The organism is Burkholderia sp. Bmkn7, assembly GCF_041103175.1.
Taxonomy (GTDB): domain Bacteria; phylum Pseudomonadota; class Gammaproteobacteria; order Burkholderiales; family Burkholderiaceae; genus Burkholderia; species Burkholderia cepacia.
This window is the reverse complement of the sequence record NZ_JBGCUH010000002.1, coordinates 1,384,656-1,404,725: the sequence shown is the minus strand read 5'-3', so window position 1 is coordinate 1,404,725 and position 20,070 is coordinate 1,384,656. Positions and strand designations below refer to the sequence as shown.

At 69.1% G+C, this 20,070-nt stretch carries 19 protein-coding genes; 10 read left to right on the top strand and 9 right to left on the bottom strand.

The window, feature by feature from the left end:
- From AB3K92_RS12310 to AB3K92_RS12300, 3 genes are all read right to left on the bottom strand, one after another.
- Positions 1–837, bottom strand: a complete 837-nt coding sequence (locus tag AB3K92_RS12310) for a TOBE domain-containing protein (protein WP_060274895.1) — start codon at positions 835–837, stop codon at positions 1–3.
- Positions 838–913: 76 nt separating this feature from the next.
- Positions 914–2,530 carry a CHAD domain-containing protein gene (locus AB3K92_RS12305; RefSeq protein WP_369465180.1) on the bottom strand — a complete coding sequence of 539 codons (1,617 nt, stop codon included), beginning with the start codon at positions 2,528–2,530 and terminating at the stop codon, positions 914–916.
- Positions 2,531–2,659: 129 nt separating this feature from the next.
- Entirely contained in the window at positions 2,660–3,043 is a 384-nt protein-coding gene (locus AB3K92_RS12300) for a tautomerase family protein (protein ID WP_059649181.1), read from the bottom strand.
- A 127-nt stretch (positions 3,044–3,170) separates the two neighbouring features.
- Between AB3K92_RS12300 and AB3K92_RS12295 the strand changes: the two genes are divergently transcribed.
- From AB3K92_RS12295 to AB3K92_RS12275, 5 genes are all read left to right on the top strand, one after another.
- Complete coding sequence (locus AB3K92_RS12295; RefSeq protein WP_048022268.1) at positions 3,171–4,028, top strand: LysR family transcriptional regulator; 858 nt, start codon at positions 3,171–3,173, stop codon at positions 4,026–4,028.
- Between the two features lie 41 nt (positions 4,029–4,069).
- The gene (locus tag AB3K92_RS12290; RefSeq protein ID WP_021156299.1) at positions 4,070–4,993 is read left to right on the top strand and encodes a DMT family transporter; all 924 of its coding nucleotides are present in this window, start codon (positions 4,070–4,072) and stop codon (positions 4,991–4,993) included.
- Positions 4,994–5,060: 67 nt separating this feature from the next.
- Positions 5,061–5,840 carry a sensor histidine kinase gene (locus AB3K92_RS12285; RefSeq protein WP_369465179.1) on the top strand — a complete coding sequence of 260 codons (780 nt, stop codon included), beginning with the start codon at positions 5,061–5,063 and terminating at the stop codon, positions 5,838–5,840.
- 76 nt (positions 5,841–5,916) lie between these two features.
- Entirely contained in the window at positions 5,917–7,260 is a 1,344-nt protein-coding gene (locus tag AB3K92_RS12280; RefSeq protein ID WP_021156301.1) for a hemolysin family protein, read from the top strand.
- Positions 7,261–7,291: 31 nt separating this feature from the next.
- Entirely contained in the window at positions 7,292–7,876 is a 585-nt protein-coding gene (locus tag AB3K92_RS12275; RefSeq protein ID WP_369465178.1) for a thiamine phosphate synthase, read from the top strand.
- A 70-nt stretch (positions 7,877–7,946) separates the two neighbouring features.
- On the opposite strand, the gene AB3K92_RS12270 is transcribed toward AB3K92_RS12275, so the two are convergent.
- Positions 7,947–9,602, bottom strand: a complete 1,656-nt coding sequence (locus tag AB3K92_RS12270; RefSeq protein WP_369465784.1) for a DUF3459 domain-containing protein — start codon at positions 9,600–9,602, stop codon at positions 7,947–7,949.
- A 305-nt stretch (positions 9,603–9,907) separates the two neighbouring features.
- Between AB3K92_RS12270 and AB3K92_RS12265 the strand changes: the two genes are divergently transcribed.
- Together AB3K92_RS12265 and AB3K92_RS12260 are read left to right on the top strand one after the other, a co-directional pair.
- Entirely contained in the window at positions 9,908–10,615 is a 708-nt protein-coding gene (locus AB3K92_RS12265) for a class I SAM-dependent methyltransferase (protein ID WP_048022266.1), read from the top strand.
- Positions 10,616–10,782: 167 nt separating this feature from the next.
- A complete protein-coding gene (locus AB3K92_RS12260) occupies positions 10,783–11,451 on the top strand; it encodes a glutathione S-transferase (protein ID WP_369465177.1) in 669 nt (222 codons plus the stop codon).
- A gap of 24 nt (positions 11,452–11,475) precedes the next feature.
- Here AB3K92_RS12260 and AB3K92_RS12255 read toward each other — a convergent pair whose 3' ends face one another.
- Entirely contained in the window at positions 11,476–12,129 is a 654-nt protein-coding gene (locus AB3K92_RS12255; protein WP_369465176.1) for a DUF1345 domain-containing protein, read from the bottom strand.
- 138 nt (positions 12,130–12,267) lie between these two features.
- Between AB3K92_RS12255 and AB3K92_RS12250 the strand changes: the two genes are divergently transcribed.
- Entirely contained in the window at positions 12,268–12,999 is a 732-nt protein-coding gene (locus AB3K92_RS12250) for a metallophosphoesterase (RefSeq protein WP_042972649.1), read from the top strand.
- A 24-nt stretch (positions 13,000–13,023) separates the two neighbouring features.
- Here the strand turns inward: AB3K92_RS12250 and AB3K92_RS12245 are convergent, their stop codons facing one another.
- Together AB3K92_RS12245 and AB3K92_RS12240 are read right to left on the bottom strand one after the other, a co-directional pair.
- Positions 13,024–13,719 (bottom strand): RES family NAD+ phosphorylase, encoded by a 696-nt coding sequence (locus tag AB3K92_RS12245; protein ID WP_048022260.1) that lies wholly within the window; start codon positions 13,717–13,719, stop codon positions 13,024–13,026.
- Positions 13,720–13,721: 2 nt separating this feature from the next.
- Positions 13,722–14,141 carry an MbcA/ParS/Xre antitoxin family protein gene (locus AB3K92_RS12240; RefSeq protein WP_042972651.1) on the bottom strand — a complete coding sequence of 140 codons (420 nt, stop codon included), beginning with the start codon at positions 14,139–14,141 and terminating at the stop codon, positions 13,722–13,724.
- A gap of 233 nt (positions 14,142–14,374) precedes the next feature.
- On the opposite strand from AB3K92_RS12240, the gene AB3K92_RS12235 reads away from it, so the two are divergent.
- Both AB3K92_RS12235 and AB3K92_RS12230 read left to right on the top strand, forming a co-directional pair.
- Positions 14,375–15,157, top strand: a complete 783-nt coding sequence (locus AB3K92_RS12235) for an ABC transporter substrate-binding protein (protein ID WP_021156310.1) — start codon at positions 14,375–14,377, stop codon at positions 15,155–15,157.
- 1,142 nt (positions 15,158–16,299) lie between these two features.
- Positions 16,300–16,686, top strand: a complete 387-nt coding sequence (locus AB3K92_RS12230) for a GtrA family protein (protein ID WP_369465175.1) — start codon at positions 16,300–16,302, stop codon at positions 16,684–16,686.
- 28 nt (positions 16,687–16,714) lie between these two features.
- On the opposite strand, the gene AB3K92_RS12225 is transcribed toward AB3K92_RS12230, so the two are convergent.
- Positions 16,715–18,196 (bottom strand): sigma-54 dependent transcriptional regulator, encoded by a 1,482-nt coding sequence (locus AB3K92_RS12225; protein ID WP_042972653.1) that lies wholly within the window; start codon positions 18,194–18,196, stop codon positions 16,715–16,717.
- A 453-nt stretch (positions 18,197–18,649) separates the two neighbouring features.
- Positions 18,650–19,567, bottom strand: a complete 918-nt coding sequence (locus AB3K92_RS12220; protein ID WP_104767448.1) for a metal-dependent hydrolase — start codon at positions 19,565–19,567, stop codon at positions 18,650–18,652.
- Positions 19,568–20,070: the final 503 nt, after the last annotated feature.

Here is a 20,070-nt window from a genome sequence, read left to right as displayed (position 1 = left end):
TCAGCCCGTCACCGCAAGAATCACGCTCGACGCCTTGAACAGCGCGATCGCGCGCCGGCCGGCGCCGAGCTGCAGCGCATCGACGCTGTCGTTGGTCACGACGGCCGTCAGCGTCCCGCCGCCGTCGAGCGCCAGGGTCACCTCGCTGTTCACCGCGCCCGCTGCAACGGTTTCCACGCGCCCGCGCAGCTGGTTCCGCGCGGACACCTTCAACGCGTGCTCGCCGTCGTCGGCCGCGAGCACGACCCAGGACGCCTTCACGAGCGCGCAGGCATCCGCGCCAACCTGCAGGCCGAGCGCATCGGCGCTCTCGTGCGTCAGCACGGCAACGACCGGCTGTCCACCGGGCAGCGTGAGCGTGACCTCGTCGTTGACGGTGCCGCGCACGATCGCCGCGACCTTGCCGAACAACTGGTTGCGCGCGCTGGTCTTCATCCCGATCCGGCCGATCAGCGCCCAGTCGACGTCGAACCCGGCCACGGCCGCGCTCGCGGCCTCGATGAACCGGCGATGCTCGCGCTCGATCGTGCGGAACGCGGCGATCAGCGACGTCGCGCGCGGCGTCAGCGTCGTGCCGCCGCCGCCCTTGCCGCCCGTCGAACGCGCGACGAGCGGTTCGCCCGCGAGATTGTTCATCGTGTCGACGGCATCCCACGCGGCCTTGTAGCTGAGGCCGACGGCCTTCGCCGCGCGCGTGATCGACCCGGTGTCGCCGATCGCCGCGAGCAGCGCGATGCGCGTGGCGCCGCCGAGCGTCTGCTCGCCGGCGCGCAGCCACAGCTCGCCGCCCAGTTCGAGCGGTTCGGCGGACGGGGAAGAATGCGGAGCGTCGGTCATCGGGATACGTGCGGGAATTCGACCGGAACCGGAATCGGGCCGGAATCAGGCGGCCATTATAGTCGGCGCGTGCCGCTCAACCCGGCTTGCCGTCGAGCTTCGGCGGCCGCAGGCTGGCAAGCAGCGTCTCGGCGTCGCGCGCCGCGCGCTGCTCGAGCGCCGCGCCGTAGCCGCGCACGAAACCGAGCTGGTACGGCGGCGCCGCCAGTTTCTCGAGGTGGCGCAGCGCGACTATCGCGTCGTTGGCTTCGCCGAGCACGCTCTGCACGCGCGCGAGCGTCTTGACCGTCTCCGTGCGCGTGCGGCGCGACGCCAGCGACGCGAAGAACTCGAGCGCATAACGCAGCCGCTTCGCATCGATCCGCACCCGATGGCGCGCGGCCGTATCGAGCGACGTGAGCGATGGCGACGCGTACAGATGGCCGAACAGCCGCCGCACGCGCTTCGTCGCGTGGCGCCGCAGCGAGGGGGCGTCGTCTTCGGCGTGCGGCAGCGCAAGCGAGCCCAGCCATTCGAGCCAGCCGAGCGTCAGCCGCGCGTAGCGGGCCGAATGCAGCGCCTGCCGCAGCTCGCCCCGTGCCGCGACACACTGCGCGCGCGCGGCGTCGAGCGTGCCGTTCCATTCGCCGTCGCCGCGGTCGGCTGCGATCAGCGCGGGCAGGCTTTCGGTCGCGAACACGTCCCAGTCGCGCACCGTGCCGAGCAGCGCGGCAAGCCAGTGCATGTCCACGCCGAGCGTGTCCCGCCACTGGCGGTCGGCAAAGCGCGGGAAGAAGCGCATCAACGTACGGAGGCGGCGCAGCGCGACCCGCATCTGGTGCACGAATTCGGGGTCGTCGTACTCGAGCACGCCGCCCTCGTTGCCCAGCCATTGCGCGGTGATGTCGCCTGACAACGCGAACAGCGCGGCGCGCTGCGTGCGCACGCCGGTCAGTTCGACGGGCTGCGCCTTGACGGGCCCGCTGGCGGCCGGCTCGGCCGCACACGCGCGATCGATCACGCTCGTCAGCTGGACGAATGCGGGCCACGCGCCGCTCAGTTCGCGCGCCGCGGCAAACAACGCGTGCAGCGCGGCCGTGCGCGCGGCCAGGGTTTCCCAGTCCGGCGCGGCAAGACGCAGTTCGACGTAGCGGCGCGGCGGCTCGTCGCCGCGATGCAACGTGACGTCGTCGAGCGTCATCTCGACCACGACGCCGCTGTCGTCGGCCCACCGCCCGCGCCGCCGCTCGCTGACGAGGCGCAATGCCGACGATTCCGGCTGCATGCCGGCCTCCGGGCGCCCGGTCGTATCCGGTGCGACGCCGTCGACTTCGCCCGTCGCGGCGCCTGCCGCCTCGGGTACGGGCAACGGCATCGCGACAACGATGCCCGCATGCTCCGCGTCGAACAGTTCGCGCGCCGTGACCCCTGGCGCAAACACCTTCGTGCGCGACGCAACGACCCGCCTGCCATGCGCATTCGACTCGACCCACGTCCACCAGCTTGCGCCGGGGCTCGGCTCGGCCTCCTCGATCTGGCACGGCTCGATCGTCACGCGCTCATGGCCGCGGCGCATCCGGACCTGCGGGCAGATCCGCCACGCGCGCACGAGTTCGGCGCCGAAATCACGCTGCGCGCCACGGGCGCGACCTGCGGCCTTGGCTGGCCACCCTTCCAGCGACAGCGACAACACGATTTCCAGCACACGCGACATGGAGGCTCCTGCACATGAAGAAGCGCCGGCGGTCTTCCGATCGCGCCGGCGTCGTCCGTGAAGCTGCTTCCATAGTACACGCCGCAAAAACGCGCGGGCAACGATCTGGCCCTGTCGCCCTGTCGCAGGTCAAACGGCGTACTGCGCGAGGCCGTTGCCGAACGACCAGTTCTCCTTCAGCACCTCGACGAGACTGATGAATACGTCCTGCTGCCGCACGCCGGGCTGCTGCGCGAGGTTGTCCGCGATCGCCCGGTACAGCGCGCGCTTCTGCTCGAGCGTGCGTGTGTTGTTCGCGGTGATCTGGATCATCACGAGATCGTCGCTGCGTTCGATGTCGAGGTAGTGGCGGCCGTACACGAAGTTCTCGGCCGCATGCTCGGTGACGACCATGAAGATGTCGTCCTCGGGCACGTTGAACGTGTGCATCAGCGCGCGATGCACGCCGTCGACGAGCGCCGCGCGGTACGCGGCCGGTTTGCCTTCGCGGACTGCGATACGGGTGAATGGCATGGTCCTGCTCCTGTCGGTGAAGTTGATGTTGACGTTGACGTTGACGAACGGAAACACAGCGTCAGGTTAGGTGCACCGAACTATAATGAACAGTCATTGATGAATATTTCATCCATTTACATCGAAAATGAAAGTCCTCGACCTCGATGCCGTACGCGCGTTCGTGCTGGTCGCCGATCTCGCCAGCTTCACGCGCGCCGCCGATGCGCTCGGCACCACGCAGTCGGCCGTGAGCCTGAAGCTGAAACGGCTGGAAGCGCACCTCGGCAAGCCGCTGCTCGCGCGCACGCCGCGTGTGGTCAAGCTGGCCGCCGACGGCGAGAATTTCCTGCCGGCCGCCCGCGCGCTGCTCGACGCGCACGACCACGCGCTCGGCGCGATCTCGGCCGGCACGCACCGGCTCGCGCTCGGCGTCAGCGAGCATGTCGCCGTGCCCGACCTGCCGGCCGTGCTCACGAGCCTGCATCGACAGGACCCGGGGCTGTCGCTCGAAATGCATCTCGGAACGTCGACGAACCTGCTCGCGCAATACGACGAACGCCGGTTCGACGCGGTGATCGTGCGGCACGAGCCAGGCGAAGACCCGCCGCGCGAAGACGGCACCTTGCTGTTTTCCGAGCCGCTGGCCTGGCTCGCCGCGCCGGACTGGGCACCGCGTGCGGGCGAGCCGCTGCCGCTCGCGGTGCTGGCCGGCCCGTGCGGCGTGCGTGCGGCCGCGCTGCGCGCCCTCGATCACGCGGGGCGGCCGTGGCGAGAACGCTTTACGGGAGGCGGTGTCGCGGCGGTCACGGCCGCCGCTGCCGCGGGGCTTGCCGTCTGCCCGCTCGCACGGCGTGTCGCGCCGCGCACGCTGGCCGACGTCGGCGCGAAATTCGGGCTGCCGCCGCTGCCGCTGTCGCAGGTCGTGCTGTACTCGCGCGTGCGCGACCCACGCGCCGCCGCCGCGCTGCGCAGGTTTGCCGACAGCCTTGCAATCTCGGCGTAAACTGACGGGTTTCGCCGCCCGCAATCTCCAGAAGAATTCCAATGAAGCCCGAAGCCCGCAAGCACCTCCGTGCCAACCTGCTGATGCTCGCCGCCGCCGCGATCTGGGGTTCGGCTTTCGTCGCGCAACGCCTGAGCCTCGACGTGATCGGGCCGTTCCTGTTCACGGGGCTGCGCTTCCTGCTCGGCGCGCTGGTGCTGGTGCCGCTGCTGACGCTGAACACGGCGTCGCGCGCGCAGCTCGCGGCGATCCGCCGTGCGCCGGCGCTGCTGCTGCCCGGCCTCGCGCTCGGCGGGCTGCTGGCGGTATCGATATCGCTGCAGCAGATCGGCCTGCAGTACACGCGCATCGCCAACGCGGGGTTCATCAGCTCGCTTTACGTCGTGATCGTGCCGCTGATGGGTGTGTTCGCCCGTCACCGGATCGGCACGGGCACGTGGTTCGGCGCGCTGCTCGCGGCGATCGGCCTGTATTTCCTCAGTATCGACGAGCACTTCTCGGTGCTGTACGGCGACTGGTTCCAGCTCGCCGGCGCCGTGATCATCGCCGCGCACGTGATGGCCGTCGGCCATTTCGCCCGGCGCCACGATCCGCTCGTGCTCGCGTTCCTGCAATTCCTCGTATGCGGCGTGGCGTGTCTCGCGGTCGGCCTCGCCGTCGAGCCGGTCAGCGGCGCCATGCTGCGCGGCGCACTGCCGACGCTGCTGTACGGCGGCCTGTTGTCGGTGGGCGTCGGCTATACGCTGCAGGTCGTCGCGCAACGCGACGCCGCGCCCGCGCACGCAGCCGTGATCTTCAGCATGGAAGGCGTGTTCGCGGCGCTCGCCGGCTGGGCCGCGCTCGGCGAAACGCTGACGCTGCGCGCGCTCGTCGGCTGCGCGCTGATGCTGGCCGGCCTGCTCGCGTGCCAGTTGCTGCCGAACGGCGACGCCCGGAAAAAGGACGAGGACGCACTGCCGGCGTGACACGCACCGTCCCTATAATGGCGGTTCGCGTGACAACCACGCCAACCGCTTCCGACAGGCCCGCTCCGTGACGTCCACTTCCGTCGATCCCGCCGCCGACCTGCTGCGCGAACGCGCAGCGCACTACGCCACCCAGGCGGCGCTGTTCCTGCGCGACCAGGCGCTCTCCACCGCATCGCACGACCTGCGCAGCCCGCTGAATGCCATGCATAGCTGGGCATACGTGCTCGAGCGCCAGCTCGCCAACGCCGATCCGAACCTGCAGCGCGCGCTCGCGGGCATCCGCACCGGGATCGACCAGCAGGTCGCGCTGATCGACGACGTGCTCGATGCGCCGCGCGCGGAAACGCGCACGCTCGCACTCGCGCCGCAGCCGTTCGCGCTGCGCGCGCTGCTCGACGACACGCTCGCGCTCGTCCGTTTCGCGCTCGCCGACGCACGACAGGTCACGCTCGACGCGACGCTGCCGGACGGCGAACCGTCGCTGACCGCCGACCGCGAACGCATCGCGCAGGCGCTCTGGACGATGCTGACGGTCGCGGTCGAAGCCAGCGCCGCCGGCGGCCGCGTGACGTTCGCGTGCGCGCGCGACAGCGTGCAGTTCACCGCACGCGCCACATGCACCGTCAACGCCGACACGCTCGCCGATCCCGCGCAGCCGCACGCGTTCGAATCGTTCGCACGACGCGAGCTGCTGCGCGAGCGCGACGCGAAACGGGTCGCGTGGGCGCTTGCGCTCTGCCAGCGCGTCGCGCTCGCACACGGCGGCACGTTCTCGCACGACGCGTTCGCCGATGGCGCAACCGCCACCGTCACGTTCTCCGTCCCCGGCGAGGCGCCGGTGTAAGCCAGCGGCCGCCCGATACATTACGAATTCCTTTCTGGCTCTATACTGACGGGCCTGTCATAACCGGAGTGATTCTTTGTTACAGATCTTCGCGCTCATCGGCGCGTTGTTCCTGGTGGCCCTGAACGGGTTCTTCGTCGCGGCCGAATTCGGCCTGGTCAAACTGCGTGCCACGCGCGTCAAGACACTGGCCCGCAAGCACGGCCTGCGCGGCCGCATCCTCGGCATCGTGCACGGCCGGCTCGACGCGTATCTTTCCGCGTGCCAGCTCGGCATCACGCTCGCGTCGCTCGGCCTCGGCTGGGTCGGCGAACCGGCGTTCGCGCAACTGCTCACCCCGCTGCTCGACCTGATCGGCGTGCAGTCGGAGCGCGTCGTGCACCTGATCTCGCTGGTGTTCGCGTTCTCGCTGATCTCGTTCCTGCACATCGTCGTCGGCGAACTGGCGCCGAAGTCGATGGCGATCCGCCAGTCGGAGAAGGTCGGCCTGTGGGTCGCGCTGCCGCTCTACGCGTTCTACTGGGCGATGTACCCGGCAATCTGGGTGCTCAACAACAGCGCCAACGCGGTGCTGCGGCTCGCCGGGCTGTCGGCCGACCATGGCGGCGACGCGCACTACTCGACCGACGAATTGAAGCTGATCCTGCGCAGCCGCCGCAGCACGGCCGGCAACTCCGCGCAGCCGGCGCGCGGCACGTACAGCAACGACGAGTGGAACACGCTCGCGCATTCGCTCGATTTTTCGTCGATGACCGTGTCGGACCTGATGCGGCCGGCCCATGAAATGATCGGCCTGCGCCGCGACCTGCCGCTGCCCGACAACATGGAGATCGTCGCGCGGCACCGCTTCAGCCGCTATCCGCTGTTCGAGGATGCGTCGCGTGAACAGGTGAGCGGGCTGATCCACCTGAAGGACCTGCTGCTCGCGCGTCACGCGGGCGCCGCGCTCGAAGACCTGTCCGACTATGTGCGCCCCGTGCAGTACGTGAAACCCGACACGCCGGCCCTCGACCTGTTCCGCCGTTTCCGCAAGGGCGCACCGCACTTCGCGCTGGTCGGCAACAAGGGCGAGAAGCCGATCGGCTTCCTGACGCTCGACAACCTGCTGGGCGCGCTGGTCGGCCAGATCCACGACGAGTTCCGCCAGGGCGACGCCGACTGGAGCCGCCTCGACGACGGAACGCTGATGGGCAAGGGCAGCCTGCCTGTCGTGTCGCTCGAACAGGCGCTCGGCATCGACATCGACGAAGGCCGCGCGGAATCGGTCGGCGGCCTCGTGATCCAGGCGCTCAGCGACCTGCCGACCGAAGGGCAGCGCGTGTCGTTCGACCGCTTCGACGTCGTCGTGAAGAAGATGAACGGGCCGCGCATCGTGCTCGTGCGCGTCTACCCGAAGATCGCGAAAGAGGCCGACGAATGACGGCCGCGCGTGGTTGCCGCCGCCGCACGCGATGAACGCGACGCTGCCGCGCTGCTGCGTGATCACGCCCGAGCCGGCGTCCGCGTCTGCCGCCGATTGCGCGGCGTTCCTCGACCGGCTGTCGGCCGTGCTCGCGCGCGGCGAGACGCTCGTGCAACTGCGCGTGAAATCGCTCGACGCAGCCGCGTTCGCGCGGCTCGCCGCCGCGGCGCTCGCGCGCTGCGGCGCGGCCGGCGCACACCTGATGCTGAACGGCCCGATCGATGCAGCCGGCGTGGTGCGGCTCGACGGCGCCGGCTGGCATCTCGACGGCCGCGCGTTACGCGCCGCCGCGCAGCGGCCGTTGCCGGCCGGAAGATGGGTGTCCGCGGCCTGCCACACGCGCGACGACCTGCTGCTGGCCGCGCGCGCCGGCGCCGATTTCGTCACGCTGTCGCCCGTATTGCCGACGCTCAGCCATCCCGGTGCACCAACGCTCGGCTGGACGCAGTTCGGCACGCTGGCCGCCGAGGCCGCGATGCCCGTCTTCGCGCTCGGCGGCATGAAACGGTCCCACCTCGACGACGCACGCCGCCACGGCGCATACGGCATCGCGGGCATTCGCGGGTTCTGGTAGTCCGGGGATTTCCAGCGACGCAACCGGGCGCAGAGGCGCCCGGCCGTTCGGACATTACCGCCTCACGTCGTCATGCGTTCAGGTTCGGGCGGCGCATTCCGCGCCACGCGCCGTCATCGATGCGACGTGCGTCGTGCGTGAGCGCATACCGGTTGACGTCACCCGTCAGCCACGCGACGAGCGAGTACGGCGGCAACTCCCCTTCATCGACCCGGTCGCGCGCACGCGCCGGCGTCTCGAACACGACCCGCCCTCTCGGCGCATCGAACGGCACCGCCTCGGGCGACAGGTTCAGCGCGATCGTCAGCGTCTCGTCGTCGGCGAGCCGCCATGACGCAAGCAGCGCGTCGGCATCGCCGTCGCCGTCCGACTTCAGCGCACGCGCATCCTGCGGCCGGCAATCGGACAACCTCGGCGCGATCAGCTTCGCGCGCACCGCCAGCGCCGACTGCACGAAATGCGCGCGATCGGCGTCGCGTGCGGTTTCGTCGAAGATCAACGGGATCTGCGGCGTGAGCAGCGACAGCGCAAGCGCGGCCAGACCGGCCTCCTGCCCGTGGTCGCCCTGCCCGCTGTCACGCCACGCGCCATCGGACAGCACCAGCGACGTCAACGACAGTCCGCTGTCGGCGGCCATGCCCTCGCCCGACCCGGCCGGCTGGAATGCGGCCCCGGCCGCGGTCAGCGCGCGGGCGAGCGTGTGGATCGACTGGTGCGCGGAAATGCCTTCATGAGCCGACGTGTCGCGGCCCGTCAGCCGGTGCAGCGCGCGTTCGCCGCACCCGTTCCACTGCGCATCGAAATGGGTATCGGCAAGATGCGCGGGATGCCGCTCGCTGCCGAGTACGAGGTGGATGAGCCGGTCGGCCGGCACCGCCGCGCGCACGCGGTCCGCGATCTCGCGCAGCCACGACACGCCGATCCGGTCGGCTTCGCGCAAGCGCAGCCCGTCGCAACGGTACTCGTCGATCCAGTACAGCGCGTTGTCGCAGAAGAAATCGCAGACTTCCGGATGATCGAGCGCGAGCGGCGACGCCTGCAGCGGATCGTCGCGCGTATGGAAGAACGGCGCCGCGTAGTGGCGCAGCGCGTCGGTGCCGCTGCCGAAGCGCGCGTAGTCGAGTTCCAGCAGCACCGCGAGACCGTAGCCGTGCGCATCGTCGATCAGCGCCTTCAGCGCGTCGGGGCCGCCTTCGGCCGCGAGCGGCGCGAACGGCAGGCTGTCGTGCGGCGACGCGAGCAGCTCCAGCGCGGTCACGCCGAGGCGCGCGAGTTGCGGCAGGCGCCGGCGCACGCCGCCGAAGCCGCCCACCGCGTGCGGGCGAATCGCATAGAGCGAGATGTCTTCCCATGCGCGCCCGCGCCAGAACGTGTTGCGCCACGTGAACGCGCGCGGATCGACGACCTCGCTCGGGCCGTCGAGCCCCTCGGGTTGCGAGCGCGATGCGGGATCGGGAATCGATACCGTATCGTCGAGGCGATAGCGGTAAAGCGCCCCCGCGCCGCAATCGGCAAAGACTTCGAACCAGTTCGTGCCGGCAGCCGTCATCGGAACGAGCAACGGGCCGAAACCGGTATCGAGTTCGAGCTGGACCTGCGTGCTGCCCGGTGCCCACACGCGAAAATGCGTGCGCTGCGTCGCGCAGAGCGCGCCACAGGGCTGTGCGCCGAACGGCAGGCAGTGAATGTAGTGCTGCGCATACGGGTCGTGCGGACAATCGGACATCATGCGCTCCTCGTGCGTACCGAGCGGCATGGCCGCGCCAGCGGCGCGGCACATCGGGGCCCGGCATGCGACGGCCAGGCGGGGGGAGAAACGAGTATGCGCCGGATTCGCCATCGCGATGCAACGTCCCCGGACATTATTAAATGCGAATCGACCCCTGGAAAACCCGCGGTCCGGCAAGCGTCGGCGAGGCAGGTAGCCCGCATACCGGAATGCCTGCTCGCCTTGTTGCACCGGCCGTGCCCGCTTACGCTCTGCGCGATGCTCGTGGACATACCGTCCGCGCCCGACCCGAGGAACCCGCCATGTCGCTTCCCGCCAGTGCCGCCAAATTCGATCCGGCACGCGCACACGAATACGCCGAGCAATCCCGCATCGCACTCGCCGGCTACGATGCCTGCCACGAACTCACCGCGTGCATGCTCGCATCCACAATCGCTGCACCCGACGCGCGGATCCTCGTCGCGGGCGCGGGCGGCACGGGGCAGGAAATCTGCGTGGCGGCCGCGCTCGAGCCGGGCTGGCGGTTCACGGCCGTCGACCCGTCCGGGCCGATGCTCGCGCTCGCGCGCTCGAACGTCGAGGCCGCGGGCTGCGGCGCGCGCACGGCGTTCGTCGAGGACGGTGTCGATGCGTTGCCCGACACACCCGCGTTCGACGGCGCGACGTTGATCGGCGTGCTGCATCACGTCCCGGGCGACGAAGCGAAGGCGGCGCTGCTGCAGGCGATCGCGCGGCGCCTGAAACCCGGCGCGCCGCTCGTGCTCGCCGGCAATCATCGCCGCTACGCGGACCACCCTCGCCTGCTCGACGCATGGCAGCAGCGCTGGCGCATGAAAGGCGCGACGCCCGACGCAGTGCGCGCGCAACTCGCGAAGATCCTGCAGGGCGCCGATCCGCCCGCGTCCGAGGAAGCCGTGTTCGCCCTGCTGCGCGACGCGGGCTTCGATGCGCCGCTGCGCTTTTTCGCGAGCCTGTTCTGGGGCGCGTGGATCGCCGTCCGGCGCGCGTGATGGATCGGGGCGGTCGGCTAGACGCGGTCGGCTAGACGCGGTCGGCCAGACGCGGTCGGCCAGACGCGGTCGGCCAGACGCGTCGCGCCACGTCGCGCGACGCGTTTCGCTGGTGCGCCACCCGCGCTGGGTATGATGTCGTTCCCGCCCCCACTTCCGGCGTCGACATGCTCACCGTCCATCACCTGAACAACTCGCGCTCGCAGCGCGTGCTCTGGCTGCTCGAAGAACTGGATGTGCCGTACGAGATCGTGCGCTACGCGCGCGACCCGAAGACGATGCTCGCACCGCCCGAGTTGCGCGCGATCCATCCGCTCGGCAAGTCGCCGGTCGTGACCGACGAGGGCCGCACGTTCGCCGAATCGGGCGCGATCATCGAATACCTGGTCGAACGCTACGCCAACGGGCGCCTGGCGCCGCCGCCCGGCACGCCGGAGCGGCACGACTACACGTACTGGCTGCACTACGCGGAAGGATCGGCGATGCCGCCGCTGCTGCTCAAGCTCGTCGCGCTGCGGATCGCGCATGCACCGATGCCGTTCTTCGCGCGGCCGATTGCGCGCAAGATCGCCGACACGCTGCAGTCGGGCTTCGTCGATCCGCAGATCGCGCTGCATCTCGGCCATGTCGACGGTGCGCTGCAGCGCACCGGCTGGTTCGTCGGCGACAGCTTCAGCGCGGCCGACATCCAGATGAGCTTTCCGCTCGAGGCCGCGACCGCGCGCGGCGGCGATGGTCGGCATCCCGCGATCGCGCGCTTTCTCGACGCGATCCACGCACGGCCGGCCTACCGGCGCGCGCTGGAGCGCGGCGGCCCGTACGAACTGCTCAAATGACGCGGCGCACGACCGCGGCCCGCGTCAGCTCAGCAGGCCGGCTGCCACGTTGATCGACAGCCCGAGCACGGCCATGTTGAAGTAGAACGACAGGATCGACTGCGCGAGTACCGAGCGCCGCGCGGAGCGGTTCGCCAGCGACACGTCGGCCGTCTGCGACGCGACCGCGAGCGTGAACGCGAAATACAGGAAATCCCAGTAGTCGGGTTCCGGATTGCTGTCGGGAAAGCGCAGCGCGCGGTCGTTGGATGCCGAGCCGTAATAGAGGCGCGCGTAGTGCAGCGTGAAGATCGTCGGGATCAGGAACCATGCGCCGAACAACGTCGCGCCCGTCACCGCGTAATGGCCGAGCCCCGCGCGAAACCCGACGCCCTTGGCGGTCGCCAGTTCGATCGCGATCGCGGCCACGCTCGCGACCGTCGCGAGGCAGACGACCGTCAGCACGGTCGTCGCGCTTTCATCCTCGCGGATCGCGATTTCACGCACCTTGGAATGGTGCGCGGTGACCATGCGCACCCACATCAGCGCGAGATACAGCCAGATCGCACAATCCCAGCCGATCAGCGCACGCACGGTCGGACGCAGCGGAAACGGCAGCAGCACCGCGCACAGCACGCCCGCGACGAACGCCGCGACCATGCGCGGCCGGTTGCGTAATACCTGCGGATAAAACGTCATTGTGTGATTCCGAAAGCGGATGGAAAGGGTTCGGCCGACGCGCGGGACACCCCCGCCGCGCCGCACCGGCGGGTAGCGCCCCGATTATCGTCATTCCGTCGTGACGTGGCGATGGGCGCGAGCGCCTAAGATAATGGGATGACTGCCACCGCCCCCCTCTGCCACCATCCCGCGAATACGGCCGGCCGTGACTTCGTCGTCGGCGACCTGCACGGCTGCGTGGATGTGCTGCGCGCGCTGTTGCACGACACCCGCTTCGATCCGGCTCGCGACCGCCTGTTCTCGGTCGGCGACCTCGTCGACCGCGGCCCTGCATCCGAAACCACGCTCGATCTGCTCGACCGCCCGTGGTGCCACGTCGTGCGCGGCAATCACGAGGAGGTGCTGAGCCTCGTGGCGCGCGGCAAGCTGTCGCCCGACGCGTGGCGCGGAATCGGCGGCGACTGGGGCGCCGACCTGCCGGCGGAACGGCTGCACGCGCACGCGGCGCGCGTCGACGCGCTGCCGCTGGTGCGCGTGATCGGCGACGGCCCCGGGCGCTTCAACGTGCTGCATGCGGAATTCTTCGGCTCGGACGCCGATCTCGACACGGGCAACTATTCGCACGACGTGCGCGAACGGCTGATCTGGGGCCGCGATCTCGTCCAGGGGCTCGCCGATCCGGCGCGACAGGCCGGTCTGTCGCTGACCTGCACCGGGCACACGCCGGTGCGCGCACCGCAGCGGATCGGCGCGCAGTGGTTCATCGACACGGGTGCGTTCGCACCGGCCGGGCGGCTCACGCTCGTCGAGCCGCGCACCGGGCGCACCTGGTCGATGACGCAGGCCGAGGCGCGCGAACGCCACGCGGGCGACTGGCCGTTGCCCTGATGCCCTGATGCCCGCGCGCGCACGCTAGCCGACCTGGTTCAGTTCGAACACCGCATCGACGGCCGAGCCGTTCCAGTTGTATTCGAGGTAGGCCGCGTGATGGCAATCGCGCAGCAGCGCGGTGCGGAACGCCGCCAGGCACTCGCCGCGCGGGTCGCGCACCGACGGATAGACGATCCCCGCACCGCCGGCATTGCGCACCGCGCGGCCGAGCGCCTGCCCGGCGCTGTAATCGAGCGGGTGCAGCAACGCCGGATCGCGTTTCGGCCACATGCGCACGTCAGCCACGTCGCCTTGCGCGATCACCGTATAGAGCCGCATCTGCTGGCGCATCGGCGGCTCCTTCGTCGCCGCCAGGAACAGTGCGCTGTGATAACGCGTTTCGGCGATCGCCGTATCGCGCGAGCGCGCGCAGTAGAACACGCCGTAGCTGCCGTCGGAAAAACGGCTGCCCTGCGGATTCAGGTGCGTGAACGCGGCCATGATCGGCCCCCAGCCCTGCCCGTAGCGACGTTCGGCGGGCGGGACGAGGTCGAGCGTGCCGACTTCGTTGCGAATGCGGTCGTTGGTCAGCGATTCGAGCGCGTAAAGCGCGTCGAAATCGTCCGCCGACGCAACGCGGTCGAACAGGTTGATTGCCGGGAAACGGGTGGGGATCACGCGATAGGCAGGCGCCCAGTCGACCGCGGTCGTGGGCCATTGTTGTGCTTGGATCGGCATCGTCACGCCCAGCCACCTCGCATCGCGTCGAGATATTGGCGGACGGCGACCAGATCGCCGACATTGCCGGCGAGCATCCGGTCGAGTGCGCGCTTGCCGCCGAACGGCGCCGCGTCGTTGGGCCGCTTGACCCACGCATCGGCCGCGGCCGGCTGCGGCAGCAGGATCTGCAACGCCTTGTAGATACCGAGCAGCAGCGATAGCCGCTCGAGCGTATCGCGCGGCAGCCGCGCCGATTCCGGCGTGGCCTTCCACTTGAAGAACGTCGAACGGCCGGGCGACCCGAGCAGCACGATCTGTTCGTCGATCGTCAGTTCCCAGTCGCGCGCGATGTTGAAAAACGCACGCAGGCCGGCCGCCGACATCTGCGCGACCGAGGCCTGCGGCGGGGAGGAATGCGATTCGTAGGCGGGCTGTGACATGATCGTTAGTCTCGAAACGAATTTACTAACAAGATTAGTCCATTTTCGCATTTTTGCAAGGGTCGGCACCCGGCGACCGATTCACGCATCCGGCAAAACGATATTTTTTGTCCATTCTGGACTCTGATTTTATTTTCTGCGTTAATGGCCGTGCGGACACCGCGCGCAGATGCGGCTCGGGTCCGTGAAACCGTGTCGCACAGAACCGGAAGCACCCCGCCAAGGAACGCACCATGAAGAGACTGATTGCCGCTGTTTCGATCGCCCTGCTCGCGGTATCCGCAGGCCCCGCCGTCGCGAAGGACTGGACCACCATCCGCTTCGGCACCGACGCCAGCTACGCGCCGTTCGAGTCGAAGGCGCCCGACGGCAAGCTCGTCGGCTTCGACATCGACCTCGGCAACGAGATCTGCGCGCGCCTGAAGGCGAAGTGCGTGTGGCTCGAGAACGATTTCGACGGGATGATTCCGGCGCTGAAGGCGAAGAAGTTCGACGCGGTGCTGTCGTCGATGTCGATCACGCCGCAGCGTGCGCAGCAGATCGGCTTCACGACGAAGATCTACAACCAGCCGACGCGGCTCGTCGTGAAGAAGGGCTCGCCGCTGCTGCCGACGGCCGAATCGCTGAAGGGCAAATCGATCGGCGTCGAGCAGGGCACGACGCAGGAAACGTACGCAAAGGCGTACTGGGGCAAGCAAGGCGCGAACGTCGTGTCGTACCAGAACCAGGACGGCGTGTACGCGGACCTGACCTCGGGCCGCCTCGACGCGGCGCTGCAGGATGAAGTACAGGCCGCGATCGGGTTCCTGAAATCGTCGCGCGGCGCGAACTACACGTTCGTCGGCCCGGAGCTCGTCGACGAGAAGGTGCTCGGCATCGGCGCCGGCATCGGGCTGCGCAAGGAAGACACCGACCTGAAGGCGAAGATCGACGGCGCAATCCTCGACATGGTCAAGGACGGCACCTACAAGCGGCTCGCGTCGAAGTACTTCGACTTCGACATCTACGGCGGCTGAAACGGCGTCGCGCGCGTACGGGCGCCACTCCCGTCGCGCGCGTCCGACCGCCCCTCCCCTCACCACCGGACGGCAACGGCATGACGCCGTTTGCCGTCGCATCGAATGCATCATCCGTCGCACGCGCGGCAAGACCCTCGCGCTTCATTCGGATTGCAGATCAACCGTTCGCACCGACGATGCCCGGCGCGAACGGATATCGTGCGGCTTCGGTCAATAGGCGAAGACCGGGCGTCGAGGTACCGGCGCCCGAGCGCACATGCCCTTGCGAATCGGGTTCGCGTGCAGGAAAGTACCGACCCGGCGTGGATGACCGGCAATCAGCCGGATCCGCCTCGCACCGGGCGCGGAGAGATGGCCTGTCGATGCATGCCGGCCGGCCGAGAGAGCGACATGCGACCGGCGATGCTCAGCATCACTGCGATCGCGGCCTGCCGGCCGCGGCGTGTGGCGATCGTTCATTTTTCTACCCCGTGTCAGTCTGATGGTTGTTCCGGCAACCGGACCAGGCCGGTGCCCCGACGATCAGGCGACGACGCTCCGTGCTCGCCGGAACGCGGCTGTTGCGCCGCGCTCCGCCGCCGCATCCCCGCGGACCGTGTCCTGGCCGGTACTGACAGGGTTCGCTGCCGAACCGGACGGACCGTGCATCGTCGACTTTCGCACGCCCACTTTCGCAAGGAGCGGGCCAGCTTCGCGCGAGCCCGTCCGGACAAGGGGCCGGCCGGGCAGCGTGGCGGCCGGACCGGGTGCCGAATGCGGGAAGTTACGAAACTGAAACACGCGGCGCGCGGCACGCGCGGGCCACGTGGCGGCCCTGGCTTGCCGGATAAGGCTGAACAATGAAGCACGGCATTTTTACCGATGGACGGCCGGCCGTTCACGCCGATTCGCCGCGAAAATTCGCATGGCCGCCGACGCGAAATGTTTCATGCGCTTTACATGTCGCCGGCAGCACGCGGGCCGCGGGTTGCCCGCACCATCCATCCGCCGGTGCCGGGCCGGCCGGGCGCACGGCTATACTGCGAAACCGGCGCGCGTCGTGTCCGCATCGGCGCCTCCGGCCGGCGGATGCCGTGCCGCACGACGACGCTGCAAACCGCCACACACGCCGCCCCACCGCCCGAACGATCGCCCCGCCGATGATCCGTACCCTCTATATCGCCGAACGCGCCAGACTGATTCGCTTCGGTGTGTCGGGCCTCGGTTCGACCGCGCTGCATGCGTTGATCGCGGCCGCGATGTTCGCGCTGTTCGACGCGACGCCCGTAGCCGCGAACGCGGTCGCGTTCGCCTGCTCGACCGCGTTCTCGTATCTCGCCAACACGCTGTGGAGTTTTTCGTCGCCCGTGACGTGGGGCAACTTCATGCGCTTTCTCGCCGTCGCGATGGTCGGCCTCGTCGTGACGATGCTGCTTGCGCACGGCGCCGTGGCGCTCGGACTGGCGCGCGCGTGGAGCGTCGTCGCGGTCGTGCTGTGCGTACCGCCCGTCACGTTCGTGCTGCACCGGCTCTGGACCTATCGCTGAACCGGCTCACGCGTTGCACGTGCGCCGCTCAGCCGACCCGCTGATGCCCCGCGTCGCCGGACGGCGCGCCGTCGTGCCCGCCGTTGTCGCCGTTCCCGCCGTTGTTGTCGTGATCGTTCAGCCCGTGCTCGATCATCATCCGGTAGAGCGTCACGCGCGAAATGCCGAGTTCGGCGGCGGCCTTGTTGATGCGGTGATCGTTGCGCAGCAGCGCATTCTCGATCGCGGTGCGCTCGGCGAGCGCCCGCGCCTGTTCGAGCGTCACGGGTTCGGTTTCGCCCGGCGTATCGAGCCCGAGATCGTGCGGCGTCAGCAGCCGGCTTTCGGCCATCACGATCGCGCGCCGCACGCGGTTGATCAGCTCGCGCACGTTGCCGGGCCACTCGTAGCGCCGCATCGCGTCGAGCGCGGCCGACGTGAAGCCGCTGATCTTGCGGCCGCTATCGGCCTTGTATTTCTGCAGTACGTAGTGCGCGAGGATGTCGATGTCCTTGCCGCGCGCGCGCAGCGGCGGCTCGTGGATGCGCAGCACGCACAGGCGGTGATACAGGTCGGCACGAAAGCGCCCGGCCTCGACCGCGCCGTCGAGATCCACGTGGGTGGCCGAGATGATCCGCACGTCGACTGGAATCGATTCCTGCCCGCCGAGCCGCTCGATCTTCCCTTCCTGCAGGAAGCGCAGCAGGCTCGCCTGGCTTTCGACCGGCATGTCGCCGATTTCGTCGAGAAACAGCGTGCCGCCGTTCGCTGATTCGATCCGGCCCGCGCGACGCTGGTTCGCGCCGGTGAACGCGCCGCGCTCGTAGCCGAACAGTTCCGACTGCAGCAGGTGATGCGGAATCGCGCCGCAATTGATCGCGATGAACGGCCCCTTGCCGCGGCCGGAACGCTCGTGAATCGCGAGCGCCGTCAGCTCCTTGCCGGTGCCCGACTCGCCCGAGATGAACACGCTCGCGTCCGTCTTCGCGACCTTGCGGATCGTGCTGAACAGCTGCTGCATCGCCTCGCAGTTGCCGATCATCCCGTGTTCGCCGATCGACGCCGCGTACGCCGCGCCATCGACGCGATCGAGCGCGGCCATCCCGCGCGCGTGGCCGAGCACGTGCGAAATCCACTCGTACGGCAACGGAAGGGTTACGTAGTCGAAGCAGTAGCTGCGGATCAGCTCGCGCACGGCCGGGCCGATCGTGACACCGGCCTGGGCGATGGAAATCCAGCCGATCGACGGCTGGCTCAGGCACGCCTTCAGCGCGGGATACTCGCGCGACGTGAACCCGGAGAAATCGACCAGCCCGGCGGCGACGCTCACGCCGGACGTCATGTTCTGCGCGGCGCCGGCGGTCTTCGCGACGGAGATTTCCCAGCCCAGCCCGCGCAGTTGCGCAAGCAACGGCTCGTCGGGCGAACGCATGATCACGAACAGCTTGCGTCCATCCTCGGGCGCGGTGACGGACACATGCGTCATCTCGGGCACCGTGTGCCCGTTTGCCTCAGGTGACCTAGCAACCATCGTTGTTCCCCGCTTGGCATTGGTATCGCGCGCCCGGCTCGCCGCCGCTTGCGACGAACCTCGATCGAACCGACATATTGGCCGCATTTCCGTCCGAATAAAATCCCCTCGTGCATGAATCGCGCGTGAGGTGGACAGTGTCATCAACGGTATATCGATGTGGCCGGCGCGCGGCTAGATGGGTGTTATCCCGGTGGCGTGCGCGGCGCGCGCGGTCCACGGGCGGCCACGCGACGCGCAAAGCCGCGCCGGTGCTGGCGCTCGGCGTTCTCGGGCGATGCGGCACCGACAGGATCGGCCCGGCCGCGCATGCGTGCGCGGCCGGTCGACCGGCCGCCGGGATGCCCGCCCGGCCGGTTCGAATTGATTTCGGTCAATCGTCAGAGGAAGCCGGCTGATGCAGGAACGCAACACGCCCGGCCCGATGCCGCGCACGCCGGCGCAGCGGCGAGATCAGCGGCCCGATGCGAGCGGCGCCGGCGCGTTCGCACGGCCACGGCCGACCGGCGTGCCGCCGTGTTCGCCGTAGGTGGCGGCAAGCGCGTCGACGCGCGCGAGATGGTGATGATTGTCGTGGTCCCACGGATGGAAGCCCGGCCGGAAGAAGCTCAGCCATTCGCCTGCGATGCGCGGAAACAGCCCGCGGCGCGGCCCGTACAGGAACGCGATCATCCGCAGCATGCCGCGCACGTGATGGCCGGCGCCGCGATCGCGCCACAGCAGCGTCGCGTGCATCAGGAACACGGTCGGCCAGAACGTCAGCGTCGTCAGCAGATACACGCCGATGCGGATCAGGTAACGACGCAGCCCCGGCGCCATCGCGGTGTTCCACACGTCGAACGACACGGCCTTGTGCTCGGTTTCCTCGAGCGCGTGCCAGATCCACATCTGGCGGTAGCCTTCGACCGAACCCTCCAGGCGCGTCGGGTCGCGCAGCAGCCAGTCGGCAAGCATCGCGGTGTAGTGCTCCGCCGCGACCGTGTGCGCGAGCTGCACCGAATGCGGCAGCTTGCGCTTCATGTAGCCGAGCACCGCCCACACACGCTTGTCGAGCTTGCGCGCGGGCAGGTGGTTCGCCTGCATCAGCTCGTTGTACTCGATGTGCTCGCGCGTGTGCATCGCCTCCTGGCCGATGAAGCCGAGCACCTGCTGCTTCAGCACGGGATCGTCGATCCGGTCGCGATAGTTGCGCACCGAATCCATGAAGAAGCGCTCGCCGGCCGGGAACAGCAGCGACAGCGCGTTGAAGAAATGGGTCACGTGCGACCCGAGGCCATGCCAGTCCTTCGCGCGTTCGACCGGCAGGTCGAAGCGCAGGTCGCGGCGCACCGGCATGATCCCGGCTGCGGTGGCGGAAGCGGCTGACTTCATGTTCATCGTTCTCCTGGTTCCGGAGCGGCCCGGCGCGTCGTCCGACGCGGCCGGCGCGGGCTCGGGCGGCGCATCGCGCACCGCCAAAATCTTGACATCGACAGCTGTAAAGATAGGCCGCCCGCGGCGACGCGCGCAAGCCGCGCGGTAGATGCGCGCTTCCAAACAGGGCACGGTCGAAAAGGCGGAAAAAACGGTGGTCAAGCGGCGTCCGGACACGGCGGGATTCGAACGCACGTGAACGCACGCGAGCCGTTCGCGGCAGTCGGCACCGCATCGCAGCGGTGGCCCGGAAGCCCCGCGTGGCGGGCATTTCACGGAATCCGGCAACCCTGAGCGGCACGTTGCCGAGCGCGCCGGTAGCACCGATTCATACACGCGTCGCACTCGCGCGGTGCAACCTCGGTCGCGGGGCTGGCCGGAAATTCAAACGCGCGTTCCATTTGCGTTCCGCGCGATCGCGGCCGCGACGGCCCGCCGCCGTCCGCGATACGCGTGCGACC